Source organism: Bradyrhizobium sp. AZCC 1588 (assembly GCF_036924735.1).
Lineage (GTDB): Bacteria > Pseudomonadota > Alphaproteobacteria > Rhizobiales > Xanthobacteraceae > Bradyrhizobium.
This window is the reverse complement of record NZ_JAZHSC010000001.1, coordinates 1,125,779-1,144,777: the sequence shown is the minus strand read 5'-3', so window position 1 is coordinate 1,144,777 and position 18,999 is coordinate 1,125,779. Positions and strand designations below refer to the sequence as shown.

Below are 18,999 nucleotides of genomic sequence, written 5' to 3'. Positions count from 1 at the left end.
TTCACGCCCCCGGAGGCGGCGGCAGGAAGTGGATGTTGTGCTCGGCCGCCAACGCCACCACAGCGTCCGGCTTCTGCTCCTTCATGTTGTGGATCGCCCAGAACAGGTCGTAGAGCCGCCGCGTCGGTGAGACCCAGAACAGCGTCTTCGCGGTCCGTCCCGACTTGTTGAAGATGCCGTGCGGCTTGCCCATCGGCAGGCGAACCAGATCGCCGGGGGTGGCCTGCGTGTCGGCGCCATCGAGGAAGAAGTCGAGCTGCCCTTCCAGGATGTAGAGATACTCGTCCTGATCGGGATGGATGTGCGGCGGCACAAAAGTCTCGGGTGGCAACGTCGCATGCCAGGAGAAGGAATGCTCGGTGACGCTCTTCGGCACGTAGGTCTGGCCGAGGATGCTCCAGGTGATTCCCTGGATTCCCTCGTTGGCGCGGGTAATGCCGGCGATTTCAGTCTTCATGGTCTCGCTCCCTCTCGATTGTTATTTCGCGGGCGTGCAATCCTTGGCATAGCGGTCGCCGTAGTTGGAAAACACCTTCTCGACGATCTCGGTCTGGAATTTACCGTCCGGACGCTTGGCGACCTTGGTCAGATAGAAATTCTGGATCGGATAGCCGTTGACGTTGAACTTGAAGTCGCCGCGCAGCGAAGTGAACTCGGCCTTCCTGAGCGCGGCCGAGACCGCATCTTTGTTCTTCAGATCGCCCTTCACCGCCTTCACCGCGCTGTCGATCAACATGGCCGTATCATAGCCCTGCATGGCGTAGGTGCCGGGCACGCTGTTATAGGCGGCCTCGTACGCAGCGACGAATTTTTTGCTGTGGGGATTGTCCATGTTCGGCGCCCAGTTGGCGCCGCCGAACATGCCGACGGCGGCATCCTGCTGCGCGGGCAGGGTCGATTCGTCGACCGTGAACGCCGACAGCACCGGGATCTTGTCGGCGAGGCCGGCCTGCCGGTACTGCTTCACGAGGCCGACGCCCATGCCGCCCGGCATAAAGGTGAACAGCGCATCGACCTTGGAGGAGGCGATCTTGGTCAGTTCGACCTGGAAATCCAGCGTGCCGAGCGGGGTGTAGCTCTCCTCGACGATCTCGCCCTTGTAGTCCAGCTTGAATCCGGCCGCCGAATCCTTGCCGGCCTGATAGTTCGGCACCAGCACGTACATGCGCTTGTAGCCGCGGTCCTGGGCGACCTTGCCGAGGATCTCGTGAACCTGGTCGTTCTGGTACGAGGTCACGTAGAAGAACGGACTGCACTCCTTGCCGGCATAGCTCGACGGTCCCGCGTTCGGGCTGATCAGGAACGTCTTGTTCCCCGTCACTGGCCGGTGAATGGCCTGCAGGATGTTGGAGAAGATCGGCCCGACGACGAAATCGACCGTCTCGCGCTCGAGCAGGCCCTTGGCCTTGGTCACGGCGCCATCGGGCTTGAGTTCATCGTCGACGACGATCACCTCGACGTCCTTGCCGGCCATCTTGCCGCCGAGCTCCTTGACCGCGAGCTGGAAGCCGTCGCGGGATTGCTGGCCGAGTACGGCCGCCGGGCCGGACAGGGTTGTGATCACGCCGATCTTGATCTTCTCCTGCGCTGCGGCGGGAGCGGCGGCAAACCCCAGCAAAACGGCAAGTCCTGTCAGCTTCAACGACTGCTTCATGATTATTCCTCCGTTTGGCGGCTCTGCAGCCAAAACCTGCGCTACATCAAATGCTCGGGGTGCAGCTTATTCTGACGGCGACGGCACCCGCAAGCGCAACGCATCCATGCAAGCCATGCGCCAATTGCTTGAAACTTAAAGAAATCTGGACAATGATCCCAAGCTGAGCTCTGTTCGGGCTCGCCGAACGTTAAAACGCAGACAAGATAGGATCATGACTCTCGATTCAGAGACCAAGGCCGTCGAGCTCCCGGAGCATCATGGCGACGAACTCAGGCTGTGGCTTCGCCTCCTGACCTGCACGACCCTGATCGAGGGCGAGGTACGCAGCCGCTTGCGCGAGCGCTTCGACGTCACGCTGCCGCGGTTCGACCTGATGGCCCAGCTCGACAAGGTGCCGGAGGGCATGACGTTGTCGGATGTCTCGAAGCGGATGATGGTTTCGAATGGCAACGTCACTGGCCTCGTCGAGCGCCTGGTCGAATCCGGGCATCTCGACCGCCGCACCTCGGAGGTCGACCGCCGCGTGCAGGTGATCCGCCTGACCAAGGCCGGTCGTGCCGAATTCCGCAAGATGGCGGCTGAGCACGAATTATGGATCGCCGATATTTTTGGAGACCTGACGCCGAAGGATGTCCGCGAGCTGATGCGCCTCTTGGCCAAGACCAAAACTTCGGCGCAAAAATCCGCAAGGGCGCGGGGCGATCGAGGCTGACACGGGAAGGGTGATCCGTTGAGCGCCGATGTGGACTTTGAAGCCGAATACAATAATCGCGCACGGGTCGCTGGACGCTAGTTCATCCCGCGCAGGGTCGCCGACGGCGTTTCGCCGAACTTGGCGCGATAGGCGCTTGCCATCCGGCTGAGATGTGTAAAGCCGAGCTCGAATGCGATATCGGTGATGCTGTCGTTGGGGGAGGCGATGGCCAGTCTGACGTTGAGGTGCGCGAGGCGGATGTCGCGCAGCATCTCGGAAATCGATGTACCAAAATGCCGCCGGAAGCCGAGCTGCAGCGCGCGGATGCCGGTGCCTGCGGCCGCGGCGAGCTGCGCCAGATCGAGTGGTTCTTCCGCATGCGCATGCAGGAATTCGCGCGCCCGCTGTAACGACTGCGGCAGCGCTTCGGTCCGGCCACCAAACCGGTCGATCGCGTCGCTGGCGCTGTGGCGCTGGCCGTGGAGCAAAGCACCCAACAACGTCTCGCGTATGTTGGCTGCTGTTATCGGCGACAGCCGCTGCTGCGGTCCGAAGCGCTCGGCGAGATCGACGAACTCAAAAATCTGCGACTGAAGCGCGCGGCCGGCTACGGAGGAGAGATCGACCGCGGGCTCGAACTCGACCGCGCCTGCCGGTCGCCCCGATAACGCCGCGGCCCGTTGCTCGATCAGGCGGCGGTCGACCAGCAGAATGATCTGGGCGCAATTGCTCTGCCAAGTCATTCGCGTCGGGATCGTCGGCGAAAGGAGTGAAGCGTAGGCGCCGGGAGCGGTTGCGATGTCGCGCGAGGCGGTTTGGATCCGCGCTGAACCGTGCACGGGAATTTGCAACAGGAAGAAACGTTCGAGACAGCCGGGGTCGATTGATACCGATCCGCCATAAGCGACGTAGTTGACAGAAAATCCGCCAAAGATCGCACAGTTATGCAGCGCGAAAAATTCGGATGAGGCGCGGGTGGGCTTTAGCTCATGCGGGCAGAATATGCGTCCAATCGCGTCGGCGGCGCCATCGACGCTGTCGGTCGAAACGCGGTTGAATGCCGCCAGGCGGGCGGTCGGGTCATGCCTTACAATGCTGGTGCCCGTCTCCACGGCCCGGCCCTCTGCATTATTTGAAGCCTATAATATCTCTGGGCCGGATGGTTGGGAAGGCGATTTGACGGCCGCTTATGCCTGATTGGAAGGCAGCCGATCGTATCGCGCCGCAGCAATCCAAAATCCCGCGATGGGTTCGGCCGGATTCGTTTTCCGGCTAGACGGCCGTCCCGCTGCGTTAGAGCCTGCGCGAACCGTTCTGGGCCTCGCAACCACACCAACCGCGACAGAGGAGATGGCGATATGGCAGCACTCGAAAAAGGCATCACCGCCAACGGCACCGGCTACGGCGGCAAGACCTGGAATATTCTCGGTCAGGTCTACTTCCCCAAGGCCGTGACCGATTCAACCTTTGCCTTCGAGACCAACAGCGAGCCCGGACAATTCGTGCCGGTGCACGTTCACCCCACACAGGATGAATTCATCCTGGTGCAGGAGGGCGTTCTCGATCTCAAGCTCGACGGCGTCTGGATGCGGGCCAAGGCCGGCGACCTGGTTCGGATGCCACGCGGTATCCCGCATGGCTACTTCAACAAATCAGACAAGCCGGCCCGCGCGCTGTTCTGGGTGTCGCCGATGCAGAAGCTCGAAGCGCTGTTCAACCAGCTTCACAATCTGACCGACCCCGAAGAGGTGGTCCGGATCTCGGCGCAGCATGAGGTGAACTTTTTGCCGCCCGAGGCCAACGAATAGCTCCCTGAACTCATCCTTGCTGGAGACGTCGTCATGGTCATCCGAAAGAAAGTCTGCGTCATTGGCGCCGGCGTATCCGGACTTGCGGCCGCAAAGGCCTTCGCCGCGCGCGGTCATCAGGTCACGATCGTCGAGCGCAGCGGCGATCTTGGCGGCGTCTGGGAACCGGCGCGGTCTTACCCCGAGGTGCAAACGCAGAGCCCGAAGGATTTGTACCGCTACACCGAAAAGGCGATGCCGGATTCCTATCCGGAATGGCCGAAAGGTCCGCAGGTCCACGCCTATCTGACTGAATACGCAAAGGACAACGATCTCCTTGGCGCGATCCGCTTCAACACGACCGTGGTGGAAATGGATCGCCGGCCTGACTCTGCGCCGGGCTGGCGGCTCGATCTGCGTGGGCCGGACGGCCGCACCACTCCCGAAGACTTCGATTTCGTCGCGGTATGCACCGGGCAGTTCAATGAGCCACAGACGCTCAGCCTGCCGGGCGAAGACGCCTTCAAGGCGCAGGGTGGGCGTATCCTGCACTCCTCGCAATATAACGACCCGGCGATTGCCAAAGGGCGCAGGATCGTCGTGCTCGGCGGCTCGAAGTCGGCGACCGATATCGCCGTCAACGCGGTCAATTCCGGGGCGGCCGAAGTGACGCTGGTGTACCGCGAGCCGGTGTGGCGGATTCCCTATTTCATCGGCGGCCTGGTCAATTTCAAACGCATTCTCTACATCCGCGCGCAGGAGGAGATGTTCCGGAGTTGGGGCATCGGCGCGATGTCGCGGTTCGCGCATGCGGTGGCAAAGCCGCTCGTCTGGGCCAACTGGCGCGGGCTGGAGAGCCTTCTGAAAATTCAACTCAAGCTCGGCAGATGCGACATGGTGCCGAAGGAAAGGATCGAAGACGGCGTCAACTGCTCGGTGCCGATCGCGACGCCGGGGTTCTTTCCGATGGTCGCGGACAAGCGCATCAAGGCTATCAGAGGCAGTTTTGAGCGCTATGATGGCAATACGATAGTGATGACTGGCGGGCAGCGCGTCCAGGCCGACGTGGCCGTGCTCGCGATCGGCTACAAACTGGGTGTGCCGTTCCTGCCGCAGGCTTACCGAGACAGACTGGTCGATCCCGACGGGCAGTATCGGCTCTATCGGCTGATTGCCAACCCGGACCTGCCCGAAATGGGATTCGTCGGCTTCAACTCCAGCTTCTGCACGGTGCTGTGCGCAGACCTCGCCGCGAACTGGCTGGTGCGCTATGCCGATGGCCAGCTCCTCTGTCAGCCGACGCCCAAGGAGATGCGGGACAACATCGAGATGATGCTGCATTTCAAGCGCGTCGAGCGGCCGGCGGCCGGTATCTATGGCGGGCTGTGCGTCGCGCCCTATCACTTCAAGCATTTTGACGAATTGCTCGCCGACATCGGCGTATCCGGACGCCGGCGCAATCCGCTGGTGGAGAAATTCACCCCGCCCGATGCCGCCGCCTACGGCCGCTTCCTAGCCGCGGCGCCGGACTACCGGGCCGCCTGAGGGGCGAGTTCCCGGCTCGGGCACGCGGCCGTTAATCTCTGCCGTGGGAATACGCGATTCCACCCTTGATTCCACCCTTGCGAAAAATTGTTTTAAGCCTAAAATGATTTGCGAGACGACGTTGCCGGGCGTCCTCGATATTGATCTCGAGTCTTTCATGGATGGAAGCGAGGGGAGATTGAAAATGTCAGGTAGCACTCCCAGCCGGACCCTTGGTCGGTCTCTTGGCCCGTCGGGCCACGTCGACGATTTTACGCGGCGAAATCTGCCGCCATCAGAGCAACAGCCGGATCTGCTGCTCGACCGGCCGGAATTTCAGTATCCCGAATATCTCAACGCCGCGGTCGAGCTGACCGACCGGATCGTCGAAGAAGGCTGGGGCGACCGGATCGCACTGATCGGCAACGGCCGACAGCGCACCTACAAGGAACTGGCTGACTGGTCGAACCGCCTTGCGCATGCGCTGGTGGAGAACTACGGCGTCAAGCCCGGCAACCGCGTCCTGATCCGCTCCGGCAACAACCCGGCGCTGGTCGCGGCGTGGCTCGCGGCCACAAAAGCAGGCGCCGTCGTCGTCAACACCATGCCGATGCTGCGCGCCGGCGAGCTGAGCAAGATCGTCGACAAGGCGGAGATTGCGCTGGCGCTGACCGATAGCCGCATCGCTGATGAACTGGTCGCGTGCGCGAAGACCAGCCGCTTCCTGAAGCAGGTGGTGAATTTCGACGGCACGTCGAACCACGATGCCGAGCTCGACCGGGTGGCGCTGAACAAGCCGGTCCGGTTCGACGCGGTGAAGACCGGGCGCGACGACGTCGCACTGCTTGGATTTACCTCCGGCACCACGGGCGAACCCAAGGCGACGATGCACTTCCATCGCGACCTCATGATCATTGCGGACGGCTATGCCAGGGAAGTGCTCAACGTTACGGAGGACGACGTTTTCGTCGGCTCGCCGCCGCTGGCCTTTACCTTCGGGCTCGGAGGGCTGGCAATCTTCCCCCTGCGCTTCGGCGCAACGGCGACGCTATTGGAAAACGCATCGCCGCCCGAAATGGTCAAGATCATCGAGACCTACAGGGCGACGATCTGCTTCACCTCGCCGACCGCGTATCGCGCGATGCTGGCGGCAATGGACAATGGCGCCGACCTGTCGTCGCTGCGGCTGGCGGTTTCCGCCGGCGAGACATTGCCGGCGCCGGTGTTCGAAAGCTGGACCCGCAAGACCGGCAAGACCATTCTCGACGGCATCGGCTCCACGGAACTGCTGCACATTTTCATTACCAACCGGATCGGCGATGCGGTGGCGGGGACGACGGGACATCCCGTGGCGGGCTACGAGGCAAAAATCGTCGACGACGACATGAACGAATTGCCGCCCGGAACCATCGGCAAGCTTGCGGTGCGCGGGCCGACCGGCTGCCGCTATCTCGCCGATGCGAGGCAGTCGAACTATGTGCGCGATGGCTGGAATCTGACGGGCGACACCTTTGTCCGCGACGCGAATGGACGACTGTCCTTTGTCGCCCGCTCGGACGACATGATCGTCTCCTCCGGCTACAACATTGCAGGGCCCGAGGTCGAAGCGGCGCTGCTCTCGCATCCTGCCGTCGCCGAATGCGGCGTGGTCGGCGCGCCCGACGAAGCGCGGGGCATGGTCGTCAAGGCTTACGTGGTTCTGGCAGGCGGCGCTGCTGCCGATGCCGCGCTGACGCAGTCCTTGCAGGATCACGTCAAGAAGACGATTGCGCCCTACAAATATCCGCGTGCGATCGAATATGTCGCGCAACTGCCGAAGACCGAAACCGGCAAGCTGAGGCGCTTTGCGCTCCGGCAGATGGCTGCGGCCGGCCCGGCGTCGCCAAGCGTTGCCGCGGAATAATTTCTAACCTGATGGAGAAAAGCCGGTGACCGCCCCCAAAGGCCCCACACTGAGCGTGGTGCCTCATCCCACGACCGACACCTCACCGCCGGGCCCGCAAGTGCTGCAGCCGAGCGGCTGGCCGATGCCGAAAGGCTACGCCAATGGCATGGCGGCCGATGGCCGGCTTGTGGTGACCGGCGGCGTGATCGGCTGGGATACGCAGGGCCGCCTGGAGCCCGATTTCGTCGCGCAGGTGCGCCAGACGCTATCCAACATTTCCGAGATTCTTGCCGAGGGCGGTGCCAGACCTGAGCATCTGGTGCGCCTGACCTGGTATGTCGTCGACATCGAGGAATATCTCGCGAGCCTGAAAGAGCTCGGCCGCGTCTACCGCGAGATCTTCGGCGCGCATTATCCGGCAATGGCGCTGGTGCAGGTGGTGCGCCTGGTCGAGAAGGACGCTCGCGTCGAGATCGAGGCGACGGCGGTGGTGCCGCGCTGAAATCCGCTTATCGGGGTGTCGTCTTAAAGCTCTGTTCTCAGCTTCCAGAGTTCCGGAAAAAGTTCGACCTCGAGCATCTTGCGCAAGTAGAAGACGCCCGACGTGCCGCCGGTTCCGCGCTTCAGGCCGATGATGCGCTCGACCGTCGTGACGTGGTTGAAGCGCCAGCGGCGGAAATAGTCTTCGAAATCGACCAGCTTCTCCGCAAGCTCGTAGAGCATCCAGTGTTTCGCCGGCGACGCATAGATGGTCTTCCAGGCCTTCAAAACCTCGTCGTTTGGCGTGCGCTTGACGCGCCAGTCGGTTCGGCGCGCGTCTTCGCCGATGTCGAATCCATTGCGCGCCAGCAGCAGCAGCGCCTCGTCATAGAGGCCCGGCTCAGCGAGAATTTCCTCGAGCTTTGCCATGATGTCGGCGCGGTGGGCATGCGGGCCAAGCAGCGCCAAATCGCGATTGCCGGCGAGAAACTCGATCGCGCGGTACTGGTACGACTGAAAACCCGAGGACTGCCCGAGTTGATCGCGAAACTCGGAGTATTCGCTGGGGGTCATCGTCCGCAACACATCCCAGGCGGTATTGAGTTGCTCGAAGATCCGGGCGACGCGCGACAGCATCTTGAAGGCAGGATGCAACTGGTCGTGGCGGATCGCCTTGATGGCGGAACGGATTTCGTGGATGGCCAGCTTCATCCAGAGTTCGGAAGTCTGGTGCTGGATGATGAACAGCAGTTCGTCATGCGCGTCCGAGAGCGGCTCTTGCGCGTCCAGAACGCGTTCCAGATGCAGATAATCGCTGTAGGACATGCGCCCGTCGAACGACATCTGGGCTGCCTCACGCGAGGAGTCGTCGGGCTTGCCAGTCATGTTACGAGCGCCTTTTTGCGGTAATCTGCGGTATCCCAGCGGCGATTGGTCAAGACGTCGGCGATGACGTCGACTGCCGCCCGAACCTCGGCTTCTCCGACGTAGAGTGGCGTAAAGCCGAAGCGCATCATGTCCGGCGCGCGGAAGTCGCCTATCACGTCGCGCGCGATCAGCGCCTGCATGATCGCATAGCCTTCCGGGTGACGAAACGAAACCTGGCTGCCGCGCCGCTTTGCGTCCCGCGGCGAAGCCAGCGTCAGCTCGGGACAACGTCCTTCGACTTCGCGGATGAACAGGTCGCCAAGCTCGATCGATGCATGGCGCACGTCGGTCATGCTGACGCTGTCCCAGACGTCGAGGGCGGCGTCGAGCGCGGCCATCGCAATGATCGGAGGCGTGCCGACCCGCATTCGCTCAATGCCCGGCCCGGCCCGATAGTCGAGGTCAAAGGCAAAGGGCGCATGATGACCCATCCAACCGGAAAGCGCCGGCCGCGCCGTATCGGCGTGCTTCGGCGCTACATAGATGAAGGCCGGCGCGCCGGGACCGGCATTGAGATATTTGTAGGTGCAGCCGACGGCGAAATCGGCTTCGGCAGCTTCCAACTCGACCGGAATCGCGCCCGCGGAATGCGCCAGATCCCAGACCGTCAAGGCGCCAGCGGCATGTGCCATGCGCGTCAGCTCGCTCATGTCGTGCAGCCGGCCGGTGCGATAGTCGACCTCGGTCAGCATCAGCACCGCGATCGTCTCGTCGATGGTGGCTTCGACGTCTTCGGGCGCCACGACCTTCAACTCGTAGCCACGGTCGAGCGATTCAAGCAGACCGCTGGCGATGTAGAGGTCGGAAGGAAAGTTGCCGCTGTCCGACAAGATCACGCGCCGCGACGGATTGAGTTCGAGCGCCGAGGCCAGCGCCTGGTAAACTTTGATGGACAGCGTATCTCCCACTACGACCGTCCCGTCGGCAGCGCCGATCAACCGGCCGATGCGGTCGCCGACACGCCGCGGCTGCGTCATCCAGCCGGCGACGTTCCAGCCCTTGATGAGGTGCTTGCCCCATTCCTCCGATATCATGCGGCCGACGCGATCGGCGGCTGCAACGGGCAGGGGACCGAGCGAATTGCCGTCCAGATAGATCACGCCATCCGGGATGGCGAACAGGGATTTTGTTCGCGTGAAATCGGTCATGTCTTTCCCCGGTCCGCGCCCCCTGGAATTATTCGCGCTGATATCGATTATTTCAAGCTTGAAATTTATGGGCGGAAGGTGCGCTTCCCGGTATAGACTGGTTGGGTGTGGGCATCGATCGGACATCCGCCCGGCCCACGAGATCGAATGGAACGAACCGCGTGATTTTTCATCAGATTTCCGACTGGAACGATGCCTACGCGAATGCTCCAAACATTCCGGGCGGGGAACGCTGGCCGGCGGCGTGGGTGCAGCCCGCGCAGGCCTATCGCGACGCCCTTCAAGGCAGCAGCCGCGCGACGCTCGATATCAGCTATGGCGAGCGCGCACGAAACCGCTTTGATCTCTTTAAACCGGAAGGCCGGCCAAAGGGCCTGGTCGTCTTCGTCCATGGCGGATTCTGGAAGGCGCTCGACAAGAGCTTCTGGTCGCATCTCGCGCGCGGATCGGTTGAAAGCGGCTATGCGGTGGCGATGCCCTCCTACACGCTGTGCCCGGCCGTGCGCATCTCCGAGATTACGCGCGAAATTGCCGCGGCCGTCGAGCGTGCCGCCGCGATGGTCGAAGGTCCGATTTTTCTGGCGGGCCATTCTGCCGGCGGGCATCTGGTGACACGCATGATCTCGGCGACGTCGCCGCTCCCGGACGATGTCCGGGCGCGCATCAGCCACACCGTCTCCATTTCCGGCGTTCATGACCTTCGTCCGCTGATGAAGGCCGCCATGAACACGGACCTTCGGATCGACGAGGCCGAGGCGCTCGTGGAAAGCCCGGCATTGCTGGAGCCGATGCCGAATGCGCGCGTAACATGCTGGGTAGGCAGTGCCGAGCGGCCGGAATTCGTCCGCCAGAACGCGCTCCTCGCCAATATCTGGACCGGGCTCGGCGCGAAAACCTGCGTGATCGAAGAACCCGGCCGGCATCATTTCGATGTCATCGACGGGCTCGCCGATCCCTGTCACCAACTCACCAGGACCTTGTTGTCGCCGTAGCTTGCTGAATTTGTGAAATGAACGGCGGTCGCGGTGGCCTTGCCACCCGGTGGTTCTGACCTGCCAATTATGCTGCTTGAAAGGTCTGTACGGCCTGGCGTGCACCGAGTGCGTAGAGTTTTGCGAGCGCCTCGGTGACGGCGCTGCGCATGCGAGGATCGTTACCCAGCGTGCCGAAGATGGAGCTGACCTCCAGCAGCGCGGGAGCAAGCCGCTCTGCGACCGGGCCGGCACGCTCGGCGATATCAGCCAACTCTCGCGCAAGGGGATCGCGCACGTCGATGGCGCGGCCTCGCTCGTCGGCCCCGGTGACGTAACGCATCCAGCCGGCCACCGCGAGCGCATGGGTATCGATCGGCAGCCCCAGCCGCAGCCGGTCCTGCATGGTAGCGAGCAGCCGTTGCGGCAGCTTCTGCGAACCATCCATCGCGATCTGCCAGGTACGATGGTGCAGGGCCGGATTGGAGAAGCGCTGCAGCAGCGATGCGTTGTAGGCTGGCAGGTCAGTGCCCTCAGGCATCGCCAGCGTCGGCGCGGCGTCCTGCATCACCTGTCGGGCAAACGCCACAAAGCGATGGTCGGTCATGGTTGCGGCGATGGTCTCAAAGCCTGCGAGATATCCGAGATAGGCGAGCGCCGAGTGGCTGGCGTTGAGCAGCCGCAGCTTCATATGTTCGAACGGCGTTACATCCGAAACCAGTTGCACGCCCGCAGCCGCAAAGTCCGGCCGTCCGGCCGGAAAGCGGTCTTCAACGATCCATTGCGTGAACGGTTCTGTGATAATGGGCCATGCGTCGATCATGCCGAGCGCTGAAGAAATCTCCGCCCGGTCGAGGTCCGTGGTCTCCGGCACGATCCGGTCCACCATGGTCGAAGGGAAGGCCACCTCGGCTTCAATCCATTTCGCGAGATTGCGCGATCGCAAGGCGGCGAACTGCGTCACGATCCGTTCGACTGTTTGGCCATTGGCGGAGAGATTGTCACAGGAAAGAACAGTGAAGGGGGCTTCGCCCGCGATCCGCCTGCGCGCGAGCGCGGCCACCACGTATCCGATGGCCGAACGCGGCGTGCCGGGATTCTGCAGGTCATGAACGATATCGGGATGACGCTCGTCCAGATCGCCGGTCTGCGGCGTATGGCAATAGCCCTTCTCGGTGACCGTTAGCGAGACGATGCGCGTGGCCGGGTTGGCCATGCGCGCGATCAACTGGCCGGGTTTTTCGGTGGCGACGTCGATAGCGAGAACCGAGCCGATGATGCGGTGATCAGTGCCCGCACCGGAGCGAACAGCCAGCGTGTAAAGGCCGTCCTGCGGGGCGAGGGCATCGCGTGTCGCCGGGCTGCGCAAGCTGGCCCCGATGATTCCCCAATCCAAAGCGCCGCCCGCCAAGAGGTCATCAATCACCACCGCCTGGTGCGCCCGATGGAACGCGCCAATTCCGAGATGAACGATGCCTGGCGAGATCAGCGAGCGGTCATATGCCGGTTGCCGGATGTGGCCGGGAAGCCGAGGAAGGTCGGCGTTCGAAAGGCGGAAATTGCCGTTTTTCGGGCCAGAAGGTGGGATTTTTGCCGTTTCTCTTGACATGGGAAGCTCGATCTATCAATCTTTGGTCAATTGGTAAGGCCAATGTTCCAGATTTATTGACCTTGGCCTGATCAAAGCAAGAAAAATCGATTCGCTAGGGATCGTCAGGGAGAGCCGAGCGTGCCGCTCGAAGCCGTGGAAGCGCGACGCCTTTATCGCCAGGTTGCCGATCAGCTTCGCGCCTTGATCGACAGCGGCGAATACCGCGTGGGCAGCCGTCTTCCAACCGAACGCGATCTTGCCGAACAATTGAAGGTCTCGCGGCCGACGGTACGTGAAGCCCTGATTGCTCTGGAAGTGGAGGGCCGGGTTCGGATTCGCGTCGGTTCGGGGATTTATGTCAGTGAGCCGGCGGCGCTCGCACCGCCTTTGCCATTGGCGGGCGAGATCGAAGGCCCATTCGAACTGCTGCGCGCTCGCGAATTCCTCGAAGGCGCCATTGCCGAACAGGCGGCGCGGGTGGCGACAGCCGAAGATATCGCGCGCATCGACGCTTCGCTGGAGGCAATGGCCACCGTGCAGCATCCCGGCGAAGCCTCGATGATCCATGACCGCGCGTTTCACATCGCGGTGGCAGGATGCCTCGACAACGCCGTGCTGGTCCGCGTGGTCGGTGAGCTGTTCGACCAGCGGCTCAATCCCTATTTCGCCAAGCTCGCGCATTATTTTGAAAATCCGGAATCCTGGAATGCGGCGCTGGCCGAGCACCGCGCGATCCGCGATGCCATCGCCGCGCACGATTCCGATGCTGCCCGCGTGACGATGCGCGAGCACTTGGCGCGTTCGCAGGCACGCTTTGCGCAAAATTTCGGAGCGGGAGCTTCGTCCGCCTCGCGCATCCGCGCAAGCAGCGGCTGAACAACGAGAATTCGAACGGTTCGGCGAAACGCCGGGCCGGTTGGGTAACAAAAGCAAATTGTAACGACGGAGGAAATTCACGTGTTGAAGAAATTGACGATTGCATTCGCGGCGTCTGCTGCGGCGCTGCTGGCCGCAACCACCTCGGGCCTGGCGCAGACCAAACTGAAATGGGCCCACGTTTACGAAACCTCGGAGCCGTTCCACACCGCGTCCGTCTGGGCCGCGGGCGAGATCAACAAGCGTACCAACGGACGCTACCAGATCGACGTCTATCCGGCTTCGCAGCTCGGCAAGGAAACCGACATCAACCAGGGGCTGGCGCTCGGTTCCGTCGACATCATCATTTCCGGCTCGAGCTTTGCGGCCAAGAGCTTTCCCCCGATCGGCGTGACCTATTATCCCTACACCTTCCGCGATGCCGATCATCTGCTGGCCTACACCAAGAGCGACGTCTTCAAGGAACTCGCCAAGGGCTACGAGGACAAGAGCGGCCATCACATCGTGGCGGTGACCTATTATGGGGTGCGCCACACCTCTTCGAACAAGCCGATCAAAGCCTGCGCCGACATGAAGGGCCTCAAGATGCGTGTGCCTGACGTGCCGGCCTATCTCGCGATGCCGCGCGCCTGCGGCGCCAACACCGCGCCGATCGCCTTTGCCGAGGTCTATCTCGCCCTGCAGAACGGCACCGTGGAAGCCCAGGAAAATCCGCTTACCACGATCGAGGCCAAGAAGTTCTACGAGGTGCAGAAGCACATCGTGCTGACCGGCCACATTGTCGATCACCTCAACACCGTCGTCGCCGGCGCGCTCTGGAAGAAGCTCTCGGAAGAAGACCGCAAGATCTTCACCGACGTCGCCCAGGAAGCGGCGGCAAAGGCTACGGCCGAGATCAAGACCAACGAGGCCAAGCTGGTCGATTTCTTCAAGCAGAAGGGGCTGACGGTCACCGAGGTCAACAAGGACGAGTTCCGCGACACCGTGATCAAGACCACGAAGTTCGAGACCTTCGACTACCGCAAGTCCGACTGGGATCGTATCCAGGCGGTGAAGTGACGACGAAGTCGTCATCCCGGGGCGACGCGTAAGCGTCGAACCCGGGATCTCGAGATTCTCAGGTGCGCAATTGCGCACCATAGTTCGGCTCTTCGAGCCGCCCCGGAATGACGTGGGAGCCAGTTGGGGAATAAGCGCATGTCGACGGTTGAAGTGCACAAGCAGATCACGGCGGACGAGATCGCCCATACCTTTGAGGACGAGGTCCCCAAGGGCGCCGATCTCGGCCAATACGCCGCCGAGGACTGGCTGGCGCTCGCGATCTTCTGGATCATGGCGCTGTCCGTCTTCCTGCAGTTCTTCACCCGCTATGTGCTCAACGACAGCTACGCCTGGACCGAGGAGATCGCGACCTATTGCCTGATCGGCGTGGTCTTTATCGGCTCGGCGATGTGCGTGCGGCTGTCGCGGCACATCCAGGTCGATCTGCTGTTCCGCTATCTGCCGCATCTGCCGGCGCGGGCGCTGTCGACGGTCATCGACCTGATCCGGATCGTGTTCTTCGGCTATGCGATCAAGTTGGTCTGGCAGTTCATCCAGATCATCGGCGACGAGCGGATGACCACGATCAAGTTTCAAAAGGGATTTGTGTATTACGCCGTGCTGCTCGGCTTCGTGCTGATGTTCGCGCGCTCGATCCAGATCGCGGTCGAGAACTGGCGGAGGGGCTATTCGATCCTGGAGCGTCCCGGCGCATTCGACGGAACGGAAGGCTAGGGCGATGCTGCTGCTGCTCGGGGGATTTCTGCTGCTGATGCTGGTCGGCCTGCCGGTCGCGCTTTCGATGGCGGTGTCGTCGCTGGTGTACATTCTCGTCACCGGCATCACGCCGGATGTTACGCTGGCGCAGCGCATGATTGCCGGTGTCGAAAGCTTTCCGCTGCTCGCCGTGCCCTTTTTCATTCTGGCCGGCAATCTCATGAACATCGCGGGCGTTACGGGGCGCATCTACAAATTCGCGGTCGCGCTGGTGGGCTGGATGCGCGGCGGCCTCGGCCACGTCAATATCGTCGGCTCCGTGATCTTTTCCGGCATGTCCGGCACCGCGATTGCGGACGCCGCGGGGCTCGGCACCATCGAGATCAAGGCGATGAAGGATCACGGTTACTCGACCGAGTTCGCGGTCGGCGTCACCGCGGCGTCTGCCACGCTCGGTCCGATCATCCCGCCGTCGCTGCCGTTCGTGATCTACGGCATGATGGCGAACGTCTCGATCGGCGCGCTGTTTCTGGGCGGCGTGATTCCGGGCGTGTTCATGACGTTGGCCATGATGGCGACCGTGGCCTATTTCGCCCACAAGAACGGCTGGGGCAGCGATACGCCGTTCTCCTGGCCGCAACTCGGCTCGGCCGCGATCGAAATCCTGATCGTGCTGGCGTTCCCGGTGGTTGTTTGGCTGCTGGTCGTCGCCGGGCTCTCGGTGAACATGGCGGTCGGAATCGGTCTCGTGGCGCTGTTGGCGCTCGACTGGTATTTCGATTTCTCCGCGGTGATGGCGCTGATGGCGCCGGTGATCCTGATCGGCGGCATGACGCTCGGCTGGTTCACGCCGACCGAAGCCGCAGTCGCCGCGGTGATCTGGTCGCTGTTCCTCGGACTTGTGCGCTACCGCTCGATGACGCTGCAGACCGTTGCCAAGGCGACGTTCGATACCATCGAGACCACGGCATCGGTGCTGTTCATCGTGACCGCGGCCTCGATCTTTGCCTGGCTGCTCACGGTGTCGCAGGCGGCACAGACGCTGACGGATGCGATGCTCGGCATCACCCAGAACAAGTGGGTGTTCCTGCTGCTGGCGAACATCCTGATCCTGTTCGTCGGCTGCTTCATCGACACCATCGCCGCCATCACCATTCTGGTGCCGATCCTTTTGCCGATCGTGCTCAAGCTTGGCATCGACCCCATCCATTTCGGCCTGATCATGACGCTGAACCTGATGATCGGTCTGTTGCACCCACCGCTCGGCATGGTGCTGTTCGTGCTGGCGCGGGTAGCAAAGCTGTCCGTCGAGCGCACGACCATGGCGATCCTGCCTTGGCTCGTGCCGCTGCTGCTGGCGCTCGTCGCCATCACCTACATCCCGGAGCTGACGCTCTGGCTGCCTAAATACATGGGACTCTCAAAATGACATCGATGGCTTTAGCCGCAACCCTGTTCGGCCCGGAAGATCTGCGCATGGTCGAGCGGCCGCTCGAGCCGCTTCCCTCTGGCATGGTGCGCATTCGTTTCGGCGCCGGCGGCATTTGCGGCTCGGACATGCATTATTACCGCCATGCCCGCACCGGCGACTTTGTCGTGACCTCGCCGCTGGTGCTTGGCCATGAGATTGCTGGTGAGGTGGTCGAGATCGCAGGCTCGGCGCCCGACGTGAAGGTCGGCGATCGCGTCGCCGTCAACCCGTCGCGCTGGTGCGGCCATTGCAAGCCGTGCCGCGAGAACCGGCCCAATCTCTGCGAAAACATCTTCTTCATGGGATCGGCCTCGAAGACCCCGCATATGCAGGGCGGCTTTGCGTCTTACTTCGACGCCATCCCGGCGCAGTGCGTGAAGATTCCGGACCACGTGACCTATCAGGCGGCGGCGCTCGCCGAGCCGCTCGCAGTCTGTCTGCATGCGGTCGCCCGCGCCGGGGACGTGACCGGCAAGCGCGCCGTGCTGTTCGGCGCTGGCCCGATCGGTCTCCTGACCATGCTGGCGGCGCAGCGCGCCGGGATTGCAGAGATGACCGTCGTCGATATCGCAGCAGCGCCGCTGGCGTTTGCGACGAGATTGGGCGCCAACCATGTCGTCGACATCTCCGGCGGCGAAGAGGCGCTGAAGGCGCAGGCTGCAGCGCAGCCGTTCGATGTGGCGTTCGAAGTCTCGGGCACCGCGGCGGGCTTGGCCAGCGCGATCGGCGCGGTCAGGCGCGGCGGCGTCGTGGTTCAGGTCGGCAACCTGCCGGGCGGACGGATTTCGGTGCCAGCGAATGCGGTGATGGCCAAGGAGATCGACCTTCGCGGCTCGTTCCGCTTCGGGACGGAATTCTTCACGGCGGTCGAACTGATCGCCGACGGCAGCGTCGACGTGCTTTCGCTGGTGACGGCGCAACGCCCGCTCGCGGTCGCGCCTGATGCGGTGCGGCTGGCGCTCGACCGTTCGCAAAGCGTCAAGGTCGTGCTGACAGCTTGATGGCCGTTCTCATTTCAGGAGCTTCCGCATGATGCTGCAGGGATGGCGGTGGTACGGACCCAACGATCCCGTATCGCTCGACGATATCCGTCAGGCCGGCGCGACAGACGTGGTAACGGCGCTGCATCAGGTGCCGATCGGCGAGGCCTGGACGCGCTCGGCCGTCGAGGAGCGGAAGAACCTGATCGAGAACTCGCAACCGGGCCGCTCGCCGCTCATCTGGTCGGTGGTGGAATCGATTCCGATTCCTGACGACGTGAAACGGTTAGGGGGCAAGGCGACTCGCTCGATCGAGACGTGGATCGCGAGCATGGAGGCGGTCGCCGCCGCCGGCATCAAGGTCATCTGCTACAATTTCATGCCCGTCGTGGACTGGTGCCGCACCGATCTCGAATGGGAACTGCCGAACGGCGCCAAGGCGATGCGCTTCGACCAGGAGCGGTTTGCGGCGTTCGACCTGCACATCCTGCAGCGCCCCGAAGCGCCGGCCGAATATTCCGAGGCTGCGCAGCGCCGTGCCAGGCAGGTCTATGAAGCGATGACGCAGGCCGATATCGACGTCCTCATCACCAACATTGCCAGCGCGCTGCCGGGATCCACCACCGATCCGCTGACCATTCCGCAATTCCGCGACCGCCTGCAGCAATACCGCGGCATTGATTCCAAGGTGCTGCGTCAGCACTTAAGCGAATTTCTCGCGCGCGTCGCGCCGGTGGCGGAGCAGCTTGGCGTCACGCTGACGCTGCATCCGGACGATCCGCCGCGTCCGCTGTTCGGCCTGCCGCGCATCGCCTCATCGGCGGAAGATTATCAGGCGCTGTTCGACGCGGTGCCATCCAAGGCCAACGGCATCTGCTTCTGCACCGGCTCGCTCGGCGTGCGCGCGGAGAACGATCTGCCCGCGATGGCCAAGCGCTTCGCGCCGCGGATCGGCTTTGCCCATCTGCGGGCGACCAAGCGGGAAGCCGACGGCCTGTCGTTCTTCGAGTCCGATCATCTCGATGGCGACGTCGACATGATCGCGGTGTTGAAGGCTTTGCTGGCGGAGAACCGAACGCGCTCGTCGAATAATCAAATTGTATTCCGGCCGGACCATGGCCACCGCATGCTCGACGATCTCGCCGCGACCAAGCGCACCAATCCCGGCTACACCGCGATCGGGCGCTTACGTGGCCTCGCCGAATTGCGTGGCGCCATCCGTGCCATCGAGCACGCCGGCTAGGGCGGCC

The 18,999-nt window shown here is 62.7% G+C and carries 18 protein-coding genes; 12 read left to right on the top strand and 6 right to left on the bottom strand.

Going from position 1 to position 18,999, the window contains the following annotated elements; translation table 11 throughout:
- Window position 1: 1 nt before the first annotated feature.
- Both V1277_RS05490 and V1277_RS05485 read right to left on the bottom strand, forming a co-directional pair.
- Entirely contained in the window at window positions 2–457 is a 456-nt protein-coding gene (locus V1277_RS05490; protein WP_334415320.1) for a cupin domain-containing protein, read from the bottom strand.
- Window positions 458–478: 21 nt separating this feature from the next.
- Window positions 479–1,654 carry an ABC transporter substrate-binding protein gene (locus tag V1277_RS05485; RefSeq protein WP_334415319.1) on the bottom strand — a complete coding sequence of 392 codons (1,176 nt, stop codon included), beginning with the start codon at window positions 1,652–1,654 and terminating at the stop codon, window positions 479–481.
- 214 nt (window positions 1,655–1,868) lie between these two features.
- Here V1277_RS05485 and V1277_RS05480 point away from each other — a divergent pair, with 214 nt between their 5' ends.
- Window positions 1,869–2,369, top strand: coding sequence for a MarR family winged helix-turn-helix transcriptional regulator (locus tag V1277_RS05480; RefSeq protein WP_334415318.1), 501 nt, complete (start codon window positions 1,869–1,871; stop codon window positions 2,367–2,369).
- A 77-nt stretch (window positions 2,370–2,446) separates the two neighbouring features.
- On the opposite strand, the gene V1277_RS05475 is transcribed toward V1277_RS05480, so the two are convergent.
- A complete protein-coding gene (locus tag V1277_RS05475) occupies window positions 2,447–3,463 on the bottom strand; it encodes an AraC family transcriptional regulator (protein WP_334415317.1) in 1,017 nt (338 codons plus the stop codon).
- A 246-nt stretch (window positions 3,464–3,709) separates the two neighbouring features.
- Here V1277_RS05475 and V1277_RS05470 point away from each other — a divergent pair, with 246 nt between their 5' ends.
- The 4 genes from V1277_RS05470 to V1277_RS05455 all read left to right on the top strand — a co-directional run bounded on the left by V1277_RS05470 (window position 3,710) and on the right by V1277_RS05455 (window position 8,049).
- Complete coding sequence (locus V1277_RS05470) at window positions 3,710–4,159, top strand: cupin domain-containing protein (protein ID WP_334415316.1); 450 nt, start codon at window positions 3,710–3,712, stop codon at window positions 4,157–4,159.
- Between the two features lie 33 nt (window positions 4,160–4,192).
- Entirely contained in the window at window positions 4,193–5,683 is a 1,491-nt protein-coding gene (locus V1277_RS05465; RefSeq protein ID WP_334415315.1) for a flavin-containing monooxygenase, read from the top strand.
- Between the two features lie 184 nt (window positions 5,684–5,867).
- Window positions 5,868–7,565: a benzoate-CoA ligase family protein gene (locus V1277_RS05460; protein ID WP_334415314.1), complete on the top strand. Its 1,698-nt coding sequence runs from the start codon at window positions 5,868–5,870 to the stop codon at window positions 7,563–7,565.
- A 25-nt stretch (window positions 7,566–7,590) separates the two neighbouring features.
- Window positions 7,591–8,049: a RidA family protein gene (locus V1277_RS05455; protein WP_442894450.1), complete on the top strand. Its 459-nt coding sequence runs from the start codon at window positions 7,591–7,593 to the stop codon at window positions 8,047–8,049.
- Between the two features lie 23 nt (window positions 8,050–8,072).
- On the opposite strand, the gene kynA is transcribed toward V1277_RS05455, so the two are convergent.
- A complete protein-coding gene (kynA, locus tag V1277_RS05450; RefSeq protein WP_334415313.1) occupies window positions 8,073–8,912 on the bottom strand; it encodes a tryptophan 2,3-dioxygenase in 840 nt (279 codons plus the stop codon).
- The gene (gene kynU / locus V1277_RS05445; protein WP_334415312.1) at window positions 8,909–10,102 is read right to left on the bottom strand and encodes a kynureninase; all 1,194 of its coding nucleotides are present in this window, start codon (window positions 10,100–10,102) and stop codon (window positions 8,909–8,911) included. The genes kynA and kynU overlap by 4 nt, the downstream gene beginning before the upstream one ends.
- Window positions 10,103–10,263: 161 nt before the next feature.
- Here kynU and V1277_RS05440 point away from each other — a divergent pair, with 161 nt between their 5' ends.
- Window positions 10,264–11,094 (top strand): alpha/beta hydrolase, encoded by an 831-nt coding sequence (locus V1277_RS05440; RefSeq protein WP_334415311.1) that lies wholly within the window; start codon window positions 10,264–10,266, stop codon window positions 11,092–11,094.
- A 67-nt stretch (window positions 11,095–11,161) separates the two neighbouring features.
- Here V1277_RS05440 and V1277_RS05435 read toward each other — a convergent pair whose 3' ends face one another.
- Window positions 11,162–12,682 carry a mannitol dehydrogenase family protein gene (locus tag V1277_RS05435; RefSeq protein ID WP_334415310.1) on the bottom strand — a complete coding sequence of 507 codons (1,521 nt, stop codon included), beginning with the start codon at window positions 12,680–12,682 and terminating at the stop codon, window positions 11,162–11,164.
- Between the two features lie 120 nt (window positions 12,683–12,802).
- Here V1277_RS05435 and V1277_RS05430 point away from each other — a divergent pair, with 120 nt between their 5' ends.
- The 6 genes from V1277_RS05430 (at window position 12,803) to uxuA (ending at window position 18,992) form a co-directional block, all read left to right on the top strand.
- A complete protein-coding gene (locus V1277_RS05430; protein ID WP_334415309.1) occupies window positions 12,803–13,540 on the top strand; it encodes a FadR/GntR family transcriptional regulator in 738 nt (245 codons plus the stop codon).
- An 81-nt stretch (window positions 13,541–13,621) separates the two neighbouring features.
- The gene (locus V1277_RS05425) at window positions 13,622–14,599 is read left to right on the top strand and encodes a sialic acid TRAP transporter substrate-binding protein SiaP (protein ID WP_334415308.1); all 978 of its coding nucleotides are present in this window, start codon (window positions 13,622–13,624) and stop codon (window positions 14,597–14,599) included.
- Window positions 14,600–14,737: 138 nt separating this feature from the next.
- Complete coding sequence (locus V1277_RS05420; RefSeq protein ID WP_334415307.1) at window positions 14,738–15,316, top strand: TRAP transporter small permease; 579 nt, start codon at window positions 14,738–14,740, stop codon at window positions 15,314–15,316.
- 4 nt (window positions 15,317–15,320) lie between these two features.
- Window positions 15,321–16,727, top strand: a complete 1,407-nt coding sequence (locus V1277_RS05415) for a TRAP transporter large permease (protein ID WP_028347458.1) — start codon at window positions 15,321–15,323, stop codon at window positions 16,725–16,727.
- A complete protein-coding gene (locus V1277_RS05410) occupies window positions 16,724–17,770 on the top strand; it encodes an L-idonate 5-dehydrogenase (RefSeq protein WP_334415306.1) in 1,047 nt (348 codons plus the stop codon). Before V1277_RS05415 ends, V1277_RS05410 begins: the two co-directional genes overlap by 4 nt.
- A 31-nt stretch (window positions 17,771–17,801) precedes the next feature.
- On the top strand, window positions 17,802–18,992 hold the full coding sequence (uxuA, locus tag V1277_RS05405) for a mannonate dehydratase (protein ID WP_334420289.1): 1,191 nt from the start codon (window positions 17,802–17,804) through the stop codon (window positions 18,990–18,992).
- The last annotated feature ends 7 nt before the right edge of the window (window positions 18,993–18,999 follow it).

Coding starts and splice junctions, on each gene's coding strand:
- V1277_RS05490 (WP_334415320.1), bottom strand. CDS start 457: ATGAAGACTGAAATCGCCGGCATTACCCGCGCCAACGAGGGAATCCAG.
- V1277_RS05485 (WP_334415319.1), bottom strand. CDS start 1,654: ATGAAGCAGTCGTTGAAGCTGACAGGACTTGCCGTTTTGCTGGGGTTT.
- V1277_RS05480 (WP_334415318.1), top strand. CDS start 1,869: ATGACTCTCGATTCAGAGACCAAGGCCGTCGAGCTCCCGGAGCATCAT.
- V1277_RS05470 (WP_334415316.1), top strand. CDS start 3,710: ATGGCAGCACTCGAAAAAGGCATCACCGCCAACGGCACCGGCTACGGC.
- V1277_RS05465 (WP_334415315.1), top strand. CDS start 4,193: ATGGTCATCCGAAAGAAAGTCTGCGTCATTGGCGCCGGCGTATCCGGA.
- V1277_RS05460 (WP_334415314.1), top strand. CDS start 5,868: ATGTCAGGTAGCACTCCCAGCCGGACCCTTGGTCGGTCTCTTGGCCCG.
- kynA (WP_334415313.1), bottom strand. CDS start 8,912: ATGACTGGCAAGCCCGACGACTCCTCGCGTGAGGCAGCCCAGATGTCG.
- kynU (WP_334415312.1), bottom strand. CDS start 10,102: ATGACCGATTTCACGCGAACAAAATCCCTGTTCGCCATCCCGGATGGC.
- V1277_RS05435 (WP_334415310.1), bottom strand. CDS start 12,682: ATGTCAAGAGAAACGGCAAAAATCCCACCTTCTGGCCCGAAAAACGGC.
- V1277_RS05420 (WP_334415307.1), top strand. CDS start 14,738: ATGTCGACGGTTGAAGTGCACAAGCAGATCACGGCGGACGAGATCGCC.
- V1277_RS05415 (WP_028347458.1), top strand. CDS start 15,321: ATGCTGCTGCTGCTCGGGGGATTTCTGCTGCTGATGCTGGTCGGCCTG.
- V1277_RS05410 (WP_334415306.1), top strand. CDS start 16,724: ATGACATCGATGGCTTTAGCCGCAACCCTGTTCGGCCCGGAAGATCTG.
- uxuA (WP_334420289.1), top strand. CDS start 17,802: ATGCTGCAGGGATGGCGGTGGTACGGACCCAACGATCCCGTATCGCTC.